Below are 14,354 nucleotides of genomic sequence, written 5' to 3'. Positions count from 1 at the left end.
ATGGATGGCCTGCCAGGGAACGGCACACCGCTGGAATGTTCGCCGCTGGAGCGCGGCCACGCACGGGCCATTGCCGAGGCGTTCCGCCCGGTGCAGGCCTGGGGCAACCGCCGCGACTACTACTACACGCGCGGCAAGCTGGGCAGCGACCCGTTGTACGACGGCGTCCTGCAGCACCTTCCCGACGATGCCCTGCCGCTGCTCGACCTGGGCTGCGGGCTGGGCCTGTTCGCCCACGTGCTGCGCCAGCGCGGCCGCCGCCAACCTTACCTGGGCGTGGACGTGGATGCCGGCAAGATCGCCCGCGCGCAGCGGGCCGGCGCCGGCCTGGACGATGTGCGTTTCGACTGCCTGGACGTGCAGGCGCCGCTGCCTGCGCAGGCCGGGCACGTGCTGCTGCTGGACGTGCTGCAGTATCTGGACGCGCAGCCGCAGCTGGCGCTGCTGAACGCCGCCAGCGCACGGGTGGCCCCCGGGGGCAGCCTGTTGCTGCGCACGCCGCTGGCCACCGGCGACCGCCGGGACCGCACCACGCGCGTGGCCGATCGCCTGGCCTGGCTGGTGGGCTGGATGGGTACGCGGCCGCGGCATTACCCCGACCCCGCACGGCTGCGGGCGACGCTGGCCGAGGCGGGATTGCAGGTGGGTCAGGTGCGGCCGCTGCATGGGCGCACGCCGTTCAACAGCTGGTTGCTGGTGGCACAGCGGGCGCGGTAGCGCCGGGCCATGCCCGGCGGATTCCAGAAGCAGGCCGCGCCATGCGCTCGCCGAGCGCAGGCCCGGCGCTACCGCACTACAGGGACGGCAGCCGCGCCTTCAGGCCACGCTGGTCCAGCACCTGCAGCACGCGTTCGATGATGGCCAGGTTGTGGCCGTGTGCGGCACCTTCATGCAGCAGCACGATGGCACCGGGCCGCAGGCCGGGCAGCAGGCGCGCCATCACGCCGTCGGGCGTGCAGCCCACGCCGTCATAGCCGCGCGCGGTCCAGCCCACGCGCACCAGGCCCAGCGCCGCCAGCACCGGCGCCACGAACGGGTTGGTCATGCCCACCACCGAGCGGTACCAGCGCGCCGGGCGGCCGCTGACCGCTTCCAGCGCCTGGTGGCAGCCTTCGATCTCGGCACGCATCGCCGCCGGGCCCAGCCGCCAGAACCGGGTCTGCGGGTGGGTGTGGCTGTGGTTGCCCAGGTCATGACCGCGGCGCAGGATCTCCCCCACCAGGGCCGGGTGCGCCAATGCGCGCTCGCCGACCAGGAAGAAAGTCGCCTTCGCCTGGTGCCGGTCCAGCAGGTCCAGCAGCGCCGGGGTCTCCGCGCTGGGGCCATCGTCGATCGTCAGCCAGACGCTGTCACCGGCGTCGGCCAGGCGGTCCAGCACCGGCGTGTAGAAACGGCTGTTGGGCAGGAACACCGGCACCATGAACAGCGCGTGGGTGGCCACCATCAACGGCAGCCCCCAGCGCCAGCCGGCCAGCACCCAGACCAGGATCACCGCCACCTGCGACGCCACCAGCCAGGGCAGCCAGCGCCACGGCCGGGTCGGGATGCGATGCAATGTTCCTGCGTTGGTCATGCCCCATGATGCCATGGGGCGTAGAATGGGTGATTCGAATTTACGGACCCTAGACTGCCCATGTCCCTCGATCCCGCCCTGCGTTCGCGCATCGAATCCCTGCTCAACGACAACCGCGTCGTGCTGTTCATGAAGGGCCAGCCGTCGATGCCGCAGTGCGGCTTCTCGGCCAAAGCCGTGGGCGCCCTGCAGGACCTGGGCGTCGACTTCGCCCACGTCAACGTGCTGGCCGACCAGGAAATCCGTGAAGGCATCAAGGCCTACGGCGACTGGCCGACCATCCCGCAGCTGTACATCGACGGCGAACTGGTCGGTGGCAGCGACATCATCCTGCAGATGGCCGCCAGCGGCGAACTGAGCAGCGTGCTCGGCCTGGCCGCGCCGGACCGCACCCCGCCGCGCATCACCGTCACCCCGGCCGCCGTGGAAATGCTGAAGGGTGCGCTGGCCGATGCCCCCGGCGCTTCGCTGCAGCTGACCATCGATGCGCGCTTCCAGCCGAACTTCCAGCTGGCTCCGCACGATGACAGCGCGATCGCTGCCGAATCCAACGGCCTGCGCGTGCAGTTCGACCTGTCCAGCGCGCGCCGCGCCGACGGCATCACCATCGACTGGGTCGATGACATCCGCGGCAAGGGCCTGGCCATCGACAACCCGAACGCGCCCAAGCCCGTGCAGGAAATCAGCGTGCGTGACGCCGACGACCTGGTGCGCGCCGGCAACGTGACCCTGGTCGACGTGCGCCCGGCCGACGAGCGCGCCATCGCCGCGGTCGGCGTGCCGTTCAAGAGCTTCGACGGCAACGGCCGCGCCGAGCTGGAAGGCCTGCCCAAGGACACCCCGCTGGCCTTCCTGTGCCACCACGGTGGCCGCAGCGCGCAGGCCGCCGAGCAGTTCCGCACCCTGGGCTTCACCAAGGTGTTCAACGTCACCGGCGGCATTGACGCCTGGTCGGACGAGGTGGACAACGGCGTGCCGAAGTACTGATCGGCCAGCCCACGGGGTCAGAGCCCTTTCCTGCGGGAAGGGATCTGACCCGGCACGAAAAACGCCGGCGAACGCCGGCGTTTTTTTATCCACGCATGGCGTGGACCTACCCCGCAAACCCGCCTTCGGCGAGGAAATCCAGTTCTTCCGGGCTGGGAATGCGGCCCAGCACGGCGTTGCGGTGCGGGAAGCGGCCGAAGCGGCGGATGACGTCACGGTGCACTTCGGCGTACTGCAGGTATTCCTTGTCACCCAGCACGTCGAACATGGCCACCGAACGATCCTGGTCGAACGGATCTTCGGAATGCTCGAACGGCAGGTAGATGAAGGCGCGCAGCTTGGGCACCAGCTGCAGGTCCAGGCCTTCCTCGATGGCACGCATGGCGTAATGCCGGGCCAGGCCATCGGTGGCGAAGGAATGGGCAGTGCCACGGAAGCAGTTGCGCGGGAACTGGTCCAGCAGCAGCATCAGCGCCAGCGCGCCTTCGGCACTGCCCAGCCAGTGTTCGCGCCCGCGCGAGGCCGCCGCATGGTGTTCCTCCAGGAACAGCTCGCGGAACCGCGCGTCGAACGCATCATCGCGGGCGAACCACTTCGCCGGGCCCGCCTCTTTCCAGAATTCCACCACTTGCGCGGCAACGTCCATCACCTGCTCTCCAGGGCCGGCGCGCCGCGCCAGGCCGTCATCATCATTCGTCAAAGCGCAGGTGGCGGACCGACTTGCCGTTGCGCCGGATAAGCTTAAGCGCCTCGATGCCGATCTGGATATGGTTTTCCACGAACTGGGAGCTGACCTTGGCATCGGAGGCCTCGGTCTTGACCCCGTCGGGGATCATCGGCTGGTCGGACACCAGCAGCAGGGCGCCGCTGGGGATGTGGTTGGCGAAGCCGGCGGCGAACACCGTGGCCGTTTCCATGTCGATGGCCATGCAGCGCATTGCCCGCAGCCGCTCCTTGAAGGCCTCGTCATGCTCCCAGACCCGGCGGTTGGTGGTGTACACCGTGCCGGTCCAGTAGTCGTGGCCCAGGTCGCGGATCATCGTGGACACCGCCCGCTGCAGGGCGAATGCCGGCAGCGCCGGGACTTCCGGCGGCAGGTAGTCGCCGGAGGTGCCCTCGCCACGGATGGCGGCGATCGGCAGCACCAGGTCGCCCAGCTGGTTCTTGCGCTTGAGCCCACCGCACTTGCCCAGGAACAGCACCGCCTTGGGCATCACCGCCGACAGCAGGTCCATGATGATCGCGGCATTGGGGCTGCCCATGCCGAAGTTGATCATGGTGATGTCGTCGAAGGTGGCACTGGCCATCGGCCGGTCCAGGCCGACGATGGGCGCCCCGGTCAGCTCGGCGAAGGTGTGCAGGTAGCCGCCGAAGTTGGTCAGCAGGATGTGCTGGCCGAACTGGTCCAGGGGCACGCCGGTATAGCGTGGCAGCCAGTTGTCGACGATTTCCTGCTTGCTCTTCATGGCGCATCCGGTACGGCGTGGGGGTGCCATTGTAGGCGCGTGCCTGCCGCCCTACACCTGGGGCCGCCTGCGGGGTGCCCAAGGTCACTTGGCAAGCGCCCCCGGCGCCGGATAGCGTCGGCGGATTCACGTGCCTGCCAGGGGAATCTGCATGCCATCCACGCTGTTGCGCGCCGGGCTGGGCCTGGCACTGGCCTCACTGGGCACCGCCCCCGCGGTGGGCGCCTCGCGCTTCGTCGCCGACCCCTACCCCAGCACCTACCAGGCCCATCCCGATGGCCCGGTGCTGATCCAGAACGCCACCGTGCTGACCGGCACCGGCCAGCGCCTGGAGCACGCCGACGTACTGCTGCGCGACGGCCGCATCGTCGCCGTCGGCCCGCAGCTGCAGGCCGATGCCGGCATCGCCCGCATCGATGCGCAGGGCAAGTGGGTCACCCCCGGCCTGATCGACGTGCATTCGCACCTGGGCGTGTACCCCAGCCCGGGGGTCAGCGCCCACAGTGACGGCAACGAGATGACCGCCCCGGTCACCGCCAACGTCTGGGCCGAGCACTCGGTGTGGCCGCAGGATCCGGGCTTCACCGCCGCACTGGCCGGCGGCGTGACCAGCATGCAGGTGCTGCCCGGTTCGGCCAACCTGGTCGGTGGCCGCGGCGTGGTGCTGAAGAACGTGCCGGCCACCACCTACCAGGCGATGAAATTCCCTGGTGCGCCCTGGGGCCTGAAGATGGCCTGCGGCGAGAACCCCAAGCGCGTCTATGGCGGCAAGGGCACCGCCCCGGCCACCCGCATGGGCAACGTGGCCGGTTACCGCGCCGCCTTCATCGACGCGGCCGACTACATCGCCAAGAACAGCCCCAAGCCGGCCAAGCGCAAGGGCTGGTTCGGCAGCGACAAGGGTGACAGCGCCGGTGATGCCGGCGGCAAGCGCGACCTCAAGCTGGACACGCTGGCCGGCGCCATCCAGGGCGACATCCGCGTGCACATCCACTGCTACCGCGCCGACGAGATGGCCACCATGCTCGACCTGGCCAAGGAATTCGGCTTCAAGGTGGCCGCCTTCCACCACGGCGTGGAAGCCTACAAGCTGGCCGACCGGCTGGCTGCCGACGGCGTCTGCGGCGCGCTCTGGGCCGACTGGTGGGGCTTCAAGATGGAAGCCTTCGACGGTATCGCCGAGAACATCGCGCTGGTGGACCGGCCGAAGAACAGCTGCGCCATCGTCCATTCCGACTCGCCCGAGGGCATCCAGCGCCTCAACCAGGAGGCCGCCAAGGTGATGGCGGCGGCGCGCCGCGCGCGCATGCCGGACATCGCCCCGGAACATGCGATCACCTGGATGACCGCCAACGCCGCCAAGGCGCTGGGCATCGAAGGCCAGACCGGCACCCTGGAGGCCGGCAAGATGGCCGACGTGGTGGTGTGGAACGGCAATCCCTTCAGTTCGTATGCGCTGGCCGAACAGGTGTTCGTCGATGGCCGCCGCCTGTACGACCGCACCGCGCCGGAATCGCTGCCGCGCTCGGATTTCCAGCTTGGCCAGGAGGTGCGCTGATGGGCGTGTTGAACAACAGCCGCCGAGCATGGCTCGGCGCTACCGTCATGGTGCTGGCAGGTATCGCTGGCACTGCATCGGCGCAGGACCTGCTGGTGCGCAATGCCACGGTGCACACCGCCAGCGCGCGCGGCAGCCTGCAGAACACCGATGTGCTGGTGCAGGGCGGCCTGGTCCGTGCCGTCGGCCCCGGCCTGGCCGCTCCGGCCGGCGTGGCGGTGGTTGAGGCCAACGGCCGCCCGCTCACTCCGGCGCTGTTCGGCGGCATCACCGAGATCGGCATCGAGGAGGTCTCCGGTGAATCGAGCACCGTGGACAGCACGCTGAAGCTGGGCGAGCAGCCGCTGCGACCGGAATTCGACGTCACCCTCGCCTACAACCCGGCGTCGGTGCTGATTCCCGTGGCGCGCCTGGACGGCATCGGCTTCACCGCGCTGGGGGCCGCCACCGGCGGCGGCTTCGTGGCCGGCCAGGGCGGGGTGATGCGCCTGGATGGCAGTGCCGACCCGATCGGACCGCGTGCGCTGTTCCTGCGCCTGGGCGCGGCCGCTTCGGAACTGACCGGACAGTCGCGTGCGGCGCAGTGGATGCTGCTGCAGCAGATGGTGGACGAAGCGCGCGGCCAGGTCGCCGCCGATTCGCCGCATGCCCTGCTGACGCCCGCGGGCCGCCGCACCCTGGCCCGCTACCTCGCCGGCCAGGGCCGCATCGTGGTGGAAGTGGACCGTGCCGCCGACATCCGCCAGCTGCTGCGCTGGGCCGCGCGCGAGAAGGTGAAGATCGCCATCGCCGGTGGCGCCGAGGCCTGGCAGATGGCGGCGGACCTGGCGGCCGCGCAGGTACCGGTGTTCGTCGATGCACTGGGCAACCTGCCCACCAGCTTCGACCAGATCGGCGCCACCCTGGAAAACGCCGCGCGCCTGCAGCGTGCGGGCGTGCCGGTCAGCTTCGCCCAGCGCGACGATGCCTCGCACAACGCGCGCAAGATGCGCCAGCTGGCCGGCAACGCGGTGGCCAATGGCCTGCCGTGGGCCGATGGCCTGGCCGGCCTGACCCGGGTGCCCGCCCAGGTGCTGGGCGTGGCCGACCAGATCGGCACCATCGAACCGGGCAAGCGCGCCGACCTGGTGCTGTGGGAAGGCGACCCGCTGGATGTGGCGCACTATGCCGAACAGGTCTGGCTGGGCGGACGCGCCATGCCGATGCGCTCGCGCCAGACCGAACTGCGTGACCGTTACCTGCAGCACAACGCGCACCCCTGACCGCCCGAGGAATCCGCCGATGCCGACCCTGCGCTGGTATTTCGATTTCGTCTCGCCCTATTCCTACCTGCACTGGCAGAAGGTCAAGCAGCTGCCGCAGTTCGCGGCCATCCAGCCGGTGCCGATCGCCTTCGGTGCGGTGCTGCACCACCTGGGCAACCTGGGCCCGGCCGAGATTCCGGCCAAGCGCCGTTTCATCTACCGGCAGCTGCTGTGGACCGCACAGGCCGAAGGAACGCCGCTGCGCTTCCCGCCCGCCCATCCGTTCAACCCGCTGGCCGCGCTGCGCCTGTGCCTGGCCGCCGGTGCCAGCCCCCAGGCGGTGGACGTGCTGTTCGACTGGATCTGGCGCGATGGCAACGCCGGCGACAGTGCCGAGATGCTGCGCATTCCGGCGGCGCGGCTGGGCATCAGCGACGTGCAGGCGGCCTGCGCCGAGCCTGCGGTGAAGGAGCAGCTGCGCCGCAATACCGAAGCGGCCATCGACGGTGGCATTTTCGGCGTACCGACCCTGTCCATCGATGGGGAACTGTTCTGGGGCAACGATGCCCACCCGATGATGGCCGCCGTGCTGGCCGACCCCGGCCTGCTGCAGCGCCCGGACTGGCAGGCCGTGATAACGCTTCCAGTGGCGGCGCAGCGCAGTCGCTGAACAGGACGTGGCGTGATTCCCTCGCGCGCCCCGGATAAAATTGCGATAGCTTTCACATTCCGAACCTACAACCGCCCTGGAGGGGGAGCCGGATGCGCATCGGAATCGTCGTCGATTCGGCCTGCGACCTGCCGCAGGATTTCATTGCCGAGCACAACATCGTGCTGCTGCCGATCACCGTGCGGATCGGCGAAGCGGTGCTGGCCGACCACCGTGACGAGCAGGCCACCCTCAGCTTCCTGCACGCCCACGTGGCCGAGCATGGCGCCGAAGCCGAAACCATCCCCTTCAGCGTCAACCAGATCCGCGATCTGTTCCTGCAGCAGCTGGTGATCGATTACGACCACGTGTTCTGCATGACCATCACCAAGACGCGCAGTCCGATCCACGACAACGCGCTGCAGGCCAGCTTCGCCATCCTCAACGACTACAAGCCGGTGCGCCAGGCAGCGGGCTACAACTCGCCGTTCGCGCTGCGCGTGCTGGATACCCAGAATCTGTTCGCCGCCCAGGCGGTCACCGCAGTGGAAGCCGTGCGCCTGCGCGACAGTGGCGCCAGCGTGCAGCAGATCCGCGAGCGGCTGGAAGAACTGTCCGGCAACGTGCACGGCTACATGGTCACCCGCGACCTGTATTACATGCGCGCCCGCGCCCGCCACAAGGGCGACCGCAGCGTCGGCCTGCTCAGCGCGGCGCTGGGCAGTGCGCTGGACATCAAGCCGGTGCTGCACGGCTACCGTGGCGAGACCGGCCCGGTGGCCAAGATCAAGGGCTTCGACAACGCCGTGCAGAAGCTGTTCGGCGTGGTCAGCCAGCGCGTGCGCAGCGGGTTGATGACCCCCACCGTCTGCGTCAGCTACGGCGGCGAGCTGGAGGAACTGCGGGCCCTGCCCGGCTATGCGCAGATGAAGGAGGTCTGCGCCAGCCACGCGGTGGCCGTGTACGAATCGGTGATGAGCCTGACCGGCATGGTCAACGTCGGCAAGGGCGCGGTGACGGTGGGCTTTGCCGACGGGCCGCATCGCTTCGAATAAGCCGTTGTGGCGTACACAAGCATTGCACTGCGGCTGTGCCAGCCTTGCCGCACCTCAAGGAGACGAACCATGCCTGCGCAGTACCACATCAGCCTGCCCGACCCGTCCAAGGCCCGCGGCAACGACCCTGACCTGTCCTTCCATTCGCAGAGCGCCGGCGGTTTCGCCGAGGAGCTGCAGGACGCCCTGCGCAGCGGCACCCTGTTCGAACGCTGGAAGGCCAAGCAGCCCGACCCGGATGCGGTGGAACCGCAGTGGGGCGTGACCGACCCGGACGCCACCGTCACCGGCGAGCAGAAGGACCTGCGCATCAATCTGGTGGCCACCACCCGCATCGACAGCGACGTGTTCAAGCAGCGCCTGCGCCTGCTGGCCGGCCACCACTGGGAACTGCGCGACGTGCGCTGAGGCCACGTTCTGGTAGTGCCGGCCGCTGGCCGGCAACCGCGGCATCCACCGAGATGCCGGCCAGCGGCCGGCACTACCGAGCCGCCGGGCATGGCCCGGCGCTACCGCCTTGATGGGTAGCGCCGGGCCATGCCCGGCGTTTCCATGTCATTGCCAGCCACCGCCCAGCGCGCGGTACAGCTCCACCCGGGCGATGGCCGCCGTGGCCTGGCTGTTGGCCAGCGCGGCCTGGTTGTCCAGCGCGATGCGCTGGGTACTCAGCACATCCAGCATGTCCACCACGCCGGCCTGGTATTGCCGGCGCGCCGCGCCCAGGGCGGATTCGCTCTGCGTCACCGCCACCTGCAGCTCTGTCGTGCGCTGCTGCTCGGCCGCGTAGCCGTCGATGGCATCGTCCACTTCATGCCAGGCCTGCAGCACCGTGCGCTGGAACTGCAGCGCCGACTGCTGCTGTTGCAGGCGGCTCAGCGCCAGGTTGGCCTTCAGGCGCCCGCCCTGGAAGATCGGCAGGCTGATCGACGGCCCGATGCTGAAACGGTGTGCATCCCAGCCGTCCAGGTCATCCAGCTGCTTTGCCTGGAATCCGGCATCGCCATTCAAGGTGATGCGCGGCAGGAAGCTGGCCTTGGCCACGCCGATGTTCGCGGTGGCCGCATGCAGCGCTGCTTCGGCGCGGCGGATGTCCGGTCGGCGTTCGGCCAGTTCGCTGGGCAGCCCCACCGCCACCGGCGGCAGCACCGGCCAGTCGGCACGCACGTCCTGCAGCTGCGCATCCACTGCCTGCGGTGGCCTGGCCAGCAGGAAGGCCAGTGCATTGCGCAGCTGCGACTGGCGGTGCCGCAGCGGGGCGATGCGCGCCTGCAGCGCGGCCACCTGCGCCGCGGCGCTCGAGACCTGCAGCGTGCTGGCCACGCCCTGGCGCTGGCGCGCCTCGGTCAGGCGCTGGATGTCGGCGGCGATGCGCAGGTTGTCCTCGGTGATCGCCAGCAGCTGCGCGGTCGCACGCAGCTGCAGGTAGGAGCGCGCGGTTTCGGCCAGCAGCGCGATGCGCACCGCATGCGCGTCCTCCTCGGCCATCTGCACGCGGGCGTCGGCCGCTTCCACCTGGCGGCGCACGCGGCCCCACAGGTCCAGCTCCCAGCTCAGGCCGATGCCGGCCTGGAACAGGCCGAAGTCCTCGCGGCCCGCATTGCCGGAGGGATCGCTCAGGCCGACCTCGCTGTTGCGTGCGCGCACACCGCTGGCGCTGGCCGCCACCGAGGGCAGCCGGTCGGCCGCGCTGATGCCACGCGCCGCGCGGCTCTGCTGCACCCGGTTGGCGGCCAGCTGCAGGTCCAGGTTGGACTGCAGCACCTGTCCGGCAAGCTGGCCCAGCAGCGGATCATGGAAACCGGCCCACCAGGCTGCATCGTCGTCGAGAGGCGTTGTGGTCACGGTCACGGCCTCGCCCTGCCACTGCGCCGGCAGCCCGGCCTGCGGCCGCACGAAGTCCGGCCCCATCGTGCAGGCCGCCACGGCCAGGCACAGGACCGCACTGGCAAGCGTCTTCATTGCGCAACGCGTGCTCATGCGCCCTCCCCGCCCTGCAGGTCCACGCGCGCTTCCACCGACATGCCGGCGCGCAGCTGCTCCAGCAGCGGCTGGCCCGGTTCCAGCACGATCTTCACTGGGATGCGCTGCACCACCTTGGTGAAGTTGCCGGTGGCGTTCTCCGGCGCGACGGCGGCGAAGGTCACGCCCGTGGCCGGGGCGATGCTGTCGATGTGGCCGTGCAGGCGGGTGCCGGGGAACACGTCCACCGTCAGCTCCACCGGCTGGCCGGCGTGCATGCGGGTCATCTGCGTTTCCTGGAAATTGGCGACCACGAAGGCACGCTGCAGCGGCACCACGGCCGCCACCGCCGTGCCCGGCGTCAAGTAGGCACCGACGCGTACCGCGCGGCGCCCGACCACCCCGTCGATGGGTGCACGCAGTTCGGTATGCGAAAGATCCAGTTCCGCCCGCGCCTGCGCCGCTTCGGCGCGCTGCACGGCAGCCTGCGCCGACTGCACGCCAGCAGCGAGGATGCCGGTGCGCTGGCGTGCGGTGCTCAGTGCGGCCTGGCCCTGCTGCAGGTGCGCGCTGGCCACGGCCTGCTTCGACTGCGCCTGCTGCGCGTTCTGCACCGTACCGGCGCCATCGCGGGCGAGTTCGCGGTAGCGCTGCTGGTCGGCGCTGGCCAGGGTCAGCTCGGAACGGCTGACATCGACGCTGGCGCGGGCCTGTTCGATCAGCGAGCCCTGCTGTGCCAGCGCGGCCTGCGCATTGGCCAGCTGCGCGCGCGCATTGGCCAGGTCGGCACGCGCCGCCTGCAGTGCCACCTGGTAGTCGCGGTCATCGATGCGGGCCAGCACATCACCTGCTTTTACTTTCTGGTTGTCCTGCACCTCGACGCTGCTGACGAAGCCGGCCACCTTCGGTGCGACCACGGTGAAATCAGCATTGACGTAGGCGTTGTCGGTGCGCTGGTAGCGCCCGTCGCGCAGCAGCAGCCAGCCGCCGAGGGCCAGCGCCAGCACGCCCAGCGCAAGGCCGGTATTGAGGGTTGTCCTGTTGAGGCTCATGCGGGGGAGTCCTTGAAAAGTGGGGGTCAGGCCACGGCACGTGGCGGATGGACGCGGGTCGCCCACGGCAGCAGCGGCAGGCAGCCCAGGGCCACCAGCGCCACCAGCCAGTACAGGTCGGCCGAGGTCAGCGCCTGTACCTGGGCGTGCAGCCGCGCGGGCAGATCGGCGCTGGCCGGCAACCACGGCTGGTTGCCCAGGTGGTCCACCAGCGCGGTGGAATGCAGGTGGCGCCGCGACTGCCCGACCGCATCGAGCACGCCGCCGGCGAACACCGCGGAAAAACCCTTGACGGTGTTGAACCAGGCCGAGGCGAACGGACCGTCCTGCGGTGCCAGGCCGGTGGTCGCCAGCAGCAGCAACGGCAGCACCGCCATCGGCTGTGCAACCACCTGCAGCAGCTGCACCCACAGGAAGTTGTCGCGGTTCCACTGCACGTCCAGGTGCGCGCCGAGGAAGCAGGCCGCGGCCAGCAGCAACAGCCCTGCCGCCTGCACCCAGCGGCAATCCACCGCACGCTGGTTCATCAGGGTGGCCACCAGCGGCAGCGCGATGACCTGCGGCAGCGCCACCCACAGCAGCATCGGTGCGGTCTGCAGCGGGCGGTAACCCTGCACGCTGGCCAGGTAGCCGGAGGGAATGGAAATGACGGCCAGCAGCACGAACAGCACGCCCACGCAGGTCACCAGCGCGTAGCTGAGGTTGCGGTGGGCCAGCAGCTGCAGCTTGAAGAACGGCAGCGGGTGGAACCATTCGTTGATGAGGAACAGCACCAGCAGGCCGCTGCCGCCGCCCAGCATCACCGTGATCAACGGCGAATCGAACCAGTTCAGGCGCGCGCCCTGGGTCAGGCCCAGCACCAGCATGACCAGCGCGGGCAGCCCCAGGGCCAGGCCCACGCCGTTGAACTGGGCAAAGCGCTCCAGCCGCAGTGGGTCCTGCGGCAGGCCCCAGCCGACCATCGCCATGCCAGCCACGCAGAACGGCACGATCTGCCAGAACGCGAACTGCCAGCCCGCGTGCTCGACCCACAGCGCGGCCAGCGGCGTGCCCATGCTTGGCCCGAAGGTGGCGGTCAGTGCATAGCCGGCCAGGCCGTACAGCTTGATGCCAGGTGGCAGGAAGCGCAGCGCCACGCTCATCAGCAGCGGCGGCAGCGCGCCACCGGCCAGGCCCTGCAGCGCGCGCAGCAGCAGGAAGGTGGGCAGGTCCGGTGCCAGCGGGCACAGCACGCCCAGCAGCATGAAGGCGGCAATCATCACCAGGGCGAAGCGGCGCAGCGAGAACGTCACCGCGCACCACGGCGCGAATGCCATCGCACTGACCGACATCGCGCTGTACACGCTGATGATCCAGCTGCCGTCATCGACGCTGAAGCCCATCGCGCCGCGGATGTCGGCCAGCGCGACCTTGGTGATGTTCTCGTTGAAACCCGACACCAGCACGACCAGCAGCACGCCGCACAGGCCCACCACGATGCGGCGGTCGAAGGCGGAGCCAGATGGCGCGGCGGGGGCCCGGGGCAAGGCGACCGCGCTCATCGGTGCCGGCCGATCCGTGCAGCGCACGGCAGGTGAAGCGACATGGCGTGCGCTCGGTGACGGTGGGGAGCGCAGTCTAGGCAGGCCCACTGCTGCGAAAAATGGCGTGGGTGCGATGCCACCCGTGCGTGGGACGCACGTATCCGGGCGGATGTCGATTCTGGTAGGTGCCGACCGTTGGTCGGCACAGGCTTCTGGTGGGTGCCGACCGTTGGTCGGCACATCCTCTGATGCAGTCGAGCAAGCTCGACTCTACACGGCGTCAGCGTCGCACATCGCCTTGATCGCGCGGCGCAGCCAGCGGTGTGCCGGGTCGTTGTCCATGCGCGGGTGCCAGGCCTGCACCAGGGCAACCGTGCGCACCGATACCGGCAGCGGGAACATGCGCAGCGGCAGCCCCATGTAAGCGATGCGGTCGAGCATGACGCTCGGCATCTGCGGCAGCACCAGGTCCGACGCGGCCGCTGCGAAGATCGCGCCATGGAAGGTGGGGATCACCATCGCCACCCGTCGCGCCAGGCCCATCTGCGCCAGCTCATCATCGATCGGACCATGGGCGATGCCGCGCCGCGAGACGGCGATGTGGTCGCAGGCGGCGAAACGCTCGGCGGTGATGTCCCCTTCGAACAACGGATGATCCTCGCGGGCCGCGCCCAGCAGCGCCGTGGTGAACAGGTTCTGCACCTTGGTCTCCGGTGCATGCTTGCCGGCGGTGCTGATGAACAGGTCGATCCGGCCCTGCACCATCGCATCATCGTCGGTATCGCCTTCAGGCATGAAGCGCAGCGTGCAGCGTGGCGCCTGCTGGCGGAACACCTCGCGCAGGCGACCGCCGTAGCTGCCGATGAACACATCGTTGGCGCGGATGCTGAAGGTGTGCTCCAGGGTCTGGATGTCCACTTCGCGGCCATCATGGAACACCCGGTGCGCCTGCTCGATCACATCACGCACCTGCTCGCGCAGCTCCAGCGCGCGCGGGGTCGGCGCCAGCCCGCGGCCGGCCCGAACCAGCACCGGATCGCCCAGCGCCTCGCGGATCCGCCCGAGGGTACGGCTCATGGCCGGGGCGCTGAGGTTCATCCGGCGTGCCGCACCGGCGACGCTGCCTTCGTCCAGCAGGACATCCAGGGCGAGCAGCAGGTTCAGGTCAGGCAAGGGCATGGCAGTCTCCAGCAGATGGAATGACTCTACGACACCCTTGGCCAAAGTCGATTGCATCCCGTGCAGGTATTGCCTGCGCCGCACGGCATGGGTGCGCGGCGCGGCATGG

The 14,354-nt window shown here is 69.6% G+C and carries 14 protein-coding genes; 7 read left to right on the top strand and 7 right to left on the bottom strand.

Annotated elements, in window-relative coordinates; translation table 11 throughout:
• Nucleotides 1–717: a class I SAM-dependent methyltransferase gene (locus C1926_RS19595; RefSeq protein WP_108760357.1), complete on the top strand. Its 717-nt coding sequence runs from the start codon at nucleotides 1–3 to the stop codon at nucleotides 715–717.
• 76 nt (nucleotides 718–793) lie between these two features.
• Here the strand turns inward: C1926_RS19595 and C1926_RS19590 are convergent, their stop codons facing one another.
• Complete coding sequence (locus C1926_RS19590) at nucleotides 794–1,573, bottom strand: polysaccharide deacetylase family protein (protein ID WP_108760356.1); 780 nt, start codon at nucleotides 1,571–1,573, stop codon at nucleotides 794–796.
• Between the two features lie 60 nt (nucleotides 1,574–1,633).
• On the opposite strand from C1926_RS19590, the gene grxD reads away from it, so the two are divergent.
• Entirely contained in the window at nucleotides 1,634–2,560 is a 927-nt protein-coding gene (grxD, locus tag C1926_RS19585; RefSeq protein ID WP_079223271.1) for a Grx4 family monothiol glutaredoxin, read from the top strand.
• Between the two features lie 106 nt (nucleotides 2,561–2,666).
• Here the strand turns inward: grxD and C1926_RS19580 are convergent, their stop codons facing one another.
• Nucleotides 2,667–3,206, bottom strand: coding sequence for a DUF924 family protein (locus tag C1926_RS19580; protein ID WP_108747341.1), 540 nt, complete (start codon nucleotides 3,204–3,206; stop codon nucleotides 2,667–2,669).
• Nucleotides 3,207–3,249: 43 nt separating this feature from the next.
• Nucleotides 3,250–4,026, bottom strand: a complete 777-nt coding sequence (locus tag C1926_RS19575; RefSeq protein WP_079223275.1) for an AMP nucleosidase — start codon at nucleotides 4,024–4,026, stop codon at nucleotides 3,250–3,252.
• Nucleotides 4,027–4,177: 151 nt separating this feature from the next.
• Here C1926_RS19575 and C1926_RS19570 point away from each other — a divergent pair, with 151 nt between their 5' ends.
• The 5 genes from C1926_RS19570 to C1926_RS19550 all read left to right on the top strand — a co-directional run bounded on the left by C1926_RS19570 (nucleotide 4,178) and on the right by C1926_RS19550 (nucleotide 8,940).
• Complete coding sequence (locus C1926_RS19570; RefSeq protein ID WP_108747342.1) at nucleotides 4,178–5,584, top strand: amidohydrolase; 1,407 nt, start codon at nucleotides 4,178–4,180, stop codon at nucleotides 5,582–5,584.
• On the top strand, nucleotides 5,584–6,846 hold the full coding sequence (locus C1926_RS19565; protein WP_108760355.1) for an amidohydrolase family protein: 1,263 nt from the start codon (nucleotides 5,584–5,586) through the stop codon (nucleotides 6,844–6,846). Before C1926_RS19570 ends, C1926_RS19565 begins: the two co-directional genes overlap by 1 nt.
• Nucleotides 6,847–6,865: 19 nt before the next feature.
• Nucleotides 6,866–7,498, top strand: a complete 633-nt coding sequence (locus C1926_RS19560) for a DsbA family protein (RefSeq protein ID WP_108760354.1) — start codon at nucleotides 6,866–6,868, stop codon at nucleotides 7,496–7,498.
• 92 nt (nucleotides 7,499–7,590) lie between these two features.
• Nucleotides 7,591–8,532 (top strand): DegV family protein, encoded by a 942-nt coding sequence (locus C1926_RS19555; RefSeq protein WP_079223283.1) that lies wholly within the window; start codon nucleotides 7,591–7,593, stop codon nucleotides 8,530–8,532.
• 69 nt (nucleotides 8,533–8,601) lie between these two features.
• Nucleotides 8,602–8,940 carry a hypothetical protein gene (locus tag C1926_RS19550; RefSeq protein ID WP_079223285.1) on the top strand — a complete coding sequence of 113 codons (339 nt, stop codon included), beginning with the start codon at nucleotides 8,602–8,604 and terminating at the stop codon, nucleotides 8,938–8,940.
• Between the two features lie 147 nt (nucleotides 8,941–9,087).
• On the opposite strand, the gene C1926_RS19545 is transcribed toward C1926_RS19550, so the two are convergent.
• The 4 genes from C1926_RS19545 to C1926_RS19530 form a co-directional block, all read right to left on the bottom strand.
• Nucleotides 9,088–10,509, bottom strand: a complete 1,422-nt coding sequence (locus C1926_RS19545; protein ID WP_108760353.1) for an efflux transporter outer membrane subunit — start codon at nucleotides 10,507–10,509, stop codon at nucleotides 9,088–9,090.
• Nucleotides 10,506–11,543 carry an HlyD family secretion protein gene (locus C1926_RS19540; RefSeq protein WP_108760352.1) on the bottom strand — a complete coding sequence of 346 codons (1,038 nt, stop codon included), beginning with the start codon at nucleotides 11,541–11,543 and terminating at the stop codon, nucleotides 10,506–10,508. Before C1926_RS19540 ends, C1926_RS19545 begins: the two co-directional genes overlap by 4 nt.
• A gap of 26 nt (nucleotides 11,544–11,569) precedes the next feature.
• On the bottom strand, nucleotides 11,570–13,084 hold the full coding sequence (locus tag C1926_RS19535) for an MFS transporter (RefSeq protein WP_108760351.1): 1,515 nt from the start codon (nucleotides 13,082–13,084) through the stop codon (nucleotides 11,570–11,572).
• Nucleotides 13,085–13,336: 252 nt separating this feature from the next.
• Nucleotides 13,337–14,245, bottom strand: coding sequence for a LysR family transcriptional regulator (locus C1926_RS19530; RefSeq protein ID WP_108760350.1), 909 nt, complete (start codon nucleotides 14,243–14,245; stop codon nucleotides 13,337–13,339).
• Nucleotides 14,246–14,354: the final 109 nt, after the last annotated feature.

Source organism: Stenotrophomonas sp. ZAC14A_NAIMI4_1 (assembly GCF_003086915.1).
Lineage (GTDB): Bacteria > Pseudomonadota > Gammaproteobacteria > Xanthomonadales > Xanthomonadaceae > Stenotrophomonas.
The sequence above is the reverse complement of the archived record's forward strand: the minus strand, read 5'-3'. Positions and strand labels throughout refer to the sequence as shown.

Coding starts and splice junctions, on each gene's coding strand:
- grxD (WP_079223271.1), top strand. CDS start 1,634: ATGTCCCTCGATCCCGCCCTGCGTTCGCGCATCGAATCCCTGCTCAAC.
- C1926_RS19550 (WP_079223285.1), top strand. CDS start 8,602: ATGCCTGCGCAGTACCACATCAGCCTGCCCGACCCGTCCAAGGCCCGC.
- C1926_RS19570 (WP_108747342.1), top strand. CDS start 4,178: ATGCCATCCACGCTGTTGCGCGCCGGGCTGGGCCTGGCACTGGCCTCA.
- C1926_RS19530 (WP_108760350.1), bottom strand. CDS start 14,245: ATGCCCTTGCCTGACCTGAACCTGCTGCTCGCCCTGGATGTCCTGCTG.
- C1926_RS19535 (WP_108760351.1), bottom strand. CDS start 13,084: ATGAGCGCGGTCGCCTTGCCCCGGGCCCCCGCCGCGCCATCTGGCTCC.
- C1926_RS19540 (WP_108760352.1), bottom strand. CDS start 11,543: ATGAGCCTCAACAGGACAACCCTCAATACCGGCCTTGCGCTGGGCGTG.
- C1926_RS19575 (WP_079223275.1), bottom strand. CDS start 4,026: ATGAAGAGCAAGCAGGAAATCGTCGACAACTGGCTGCCACGCTATACC.
- C1926_RS19545 (WP_108760353.1), bottom strand. CDS start 10,509: ATGAGCACGCGTTGCGCAATGAAGACGCTTGCCAGTGCGGTCCTGTGC.
- C1926_RS19565 (WP_108760355.1), top strand. CDS start 5,584: ATGGGCGTGTTGAACAACAGCCGCCGAGCATGGCTCGGCGCTACCGTC.
- C1926_RS19560 (WP_108760354.1), top strand. CDS start 6,866: ATGCCGACCCTGCGCTGGTATTTCGATTTCGTCTCGCCCTATTCCTAC.
- C1926_RS19580 (WP_108747341.1), bottom strand. CDS start 3,206: ATGGACGTTGCCGCGCAAGTGGTGGAATTCTGGAAAGAGGCGGGCCCG.
- C1926_RS19590 (WP_108760356.1), bottom strand. CDS start 1,573: ATGACCAACGCAGGAACATTGCATCGCATCCCGACCCGGCCGTGGCGC.
- C1926_RS19555 (WP_079223283.1), top strand. CDS start 7,591: ATGCGCATCGGAATCGTCGTCGATTCGGCCTGCGACCTGCCGCAGGAT.
- C1926_RS19595 (WP_108760357.1), top strand. CDS start 1: ATGGATGGCCTGCCAGGGAACGGCACACCGCTGGAATGTTCGCCGCTG.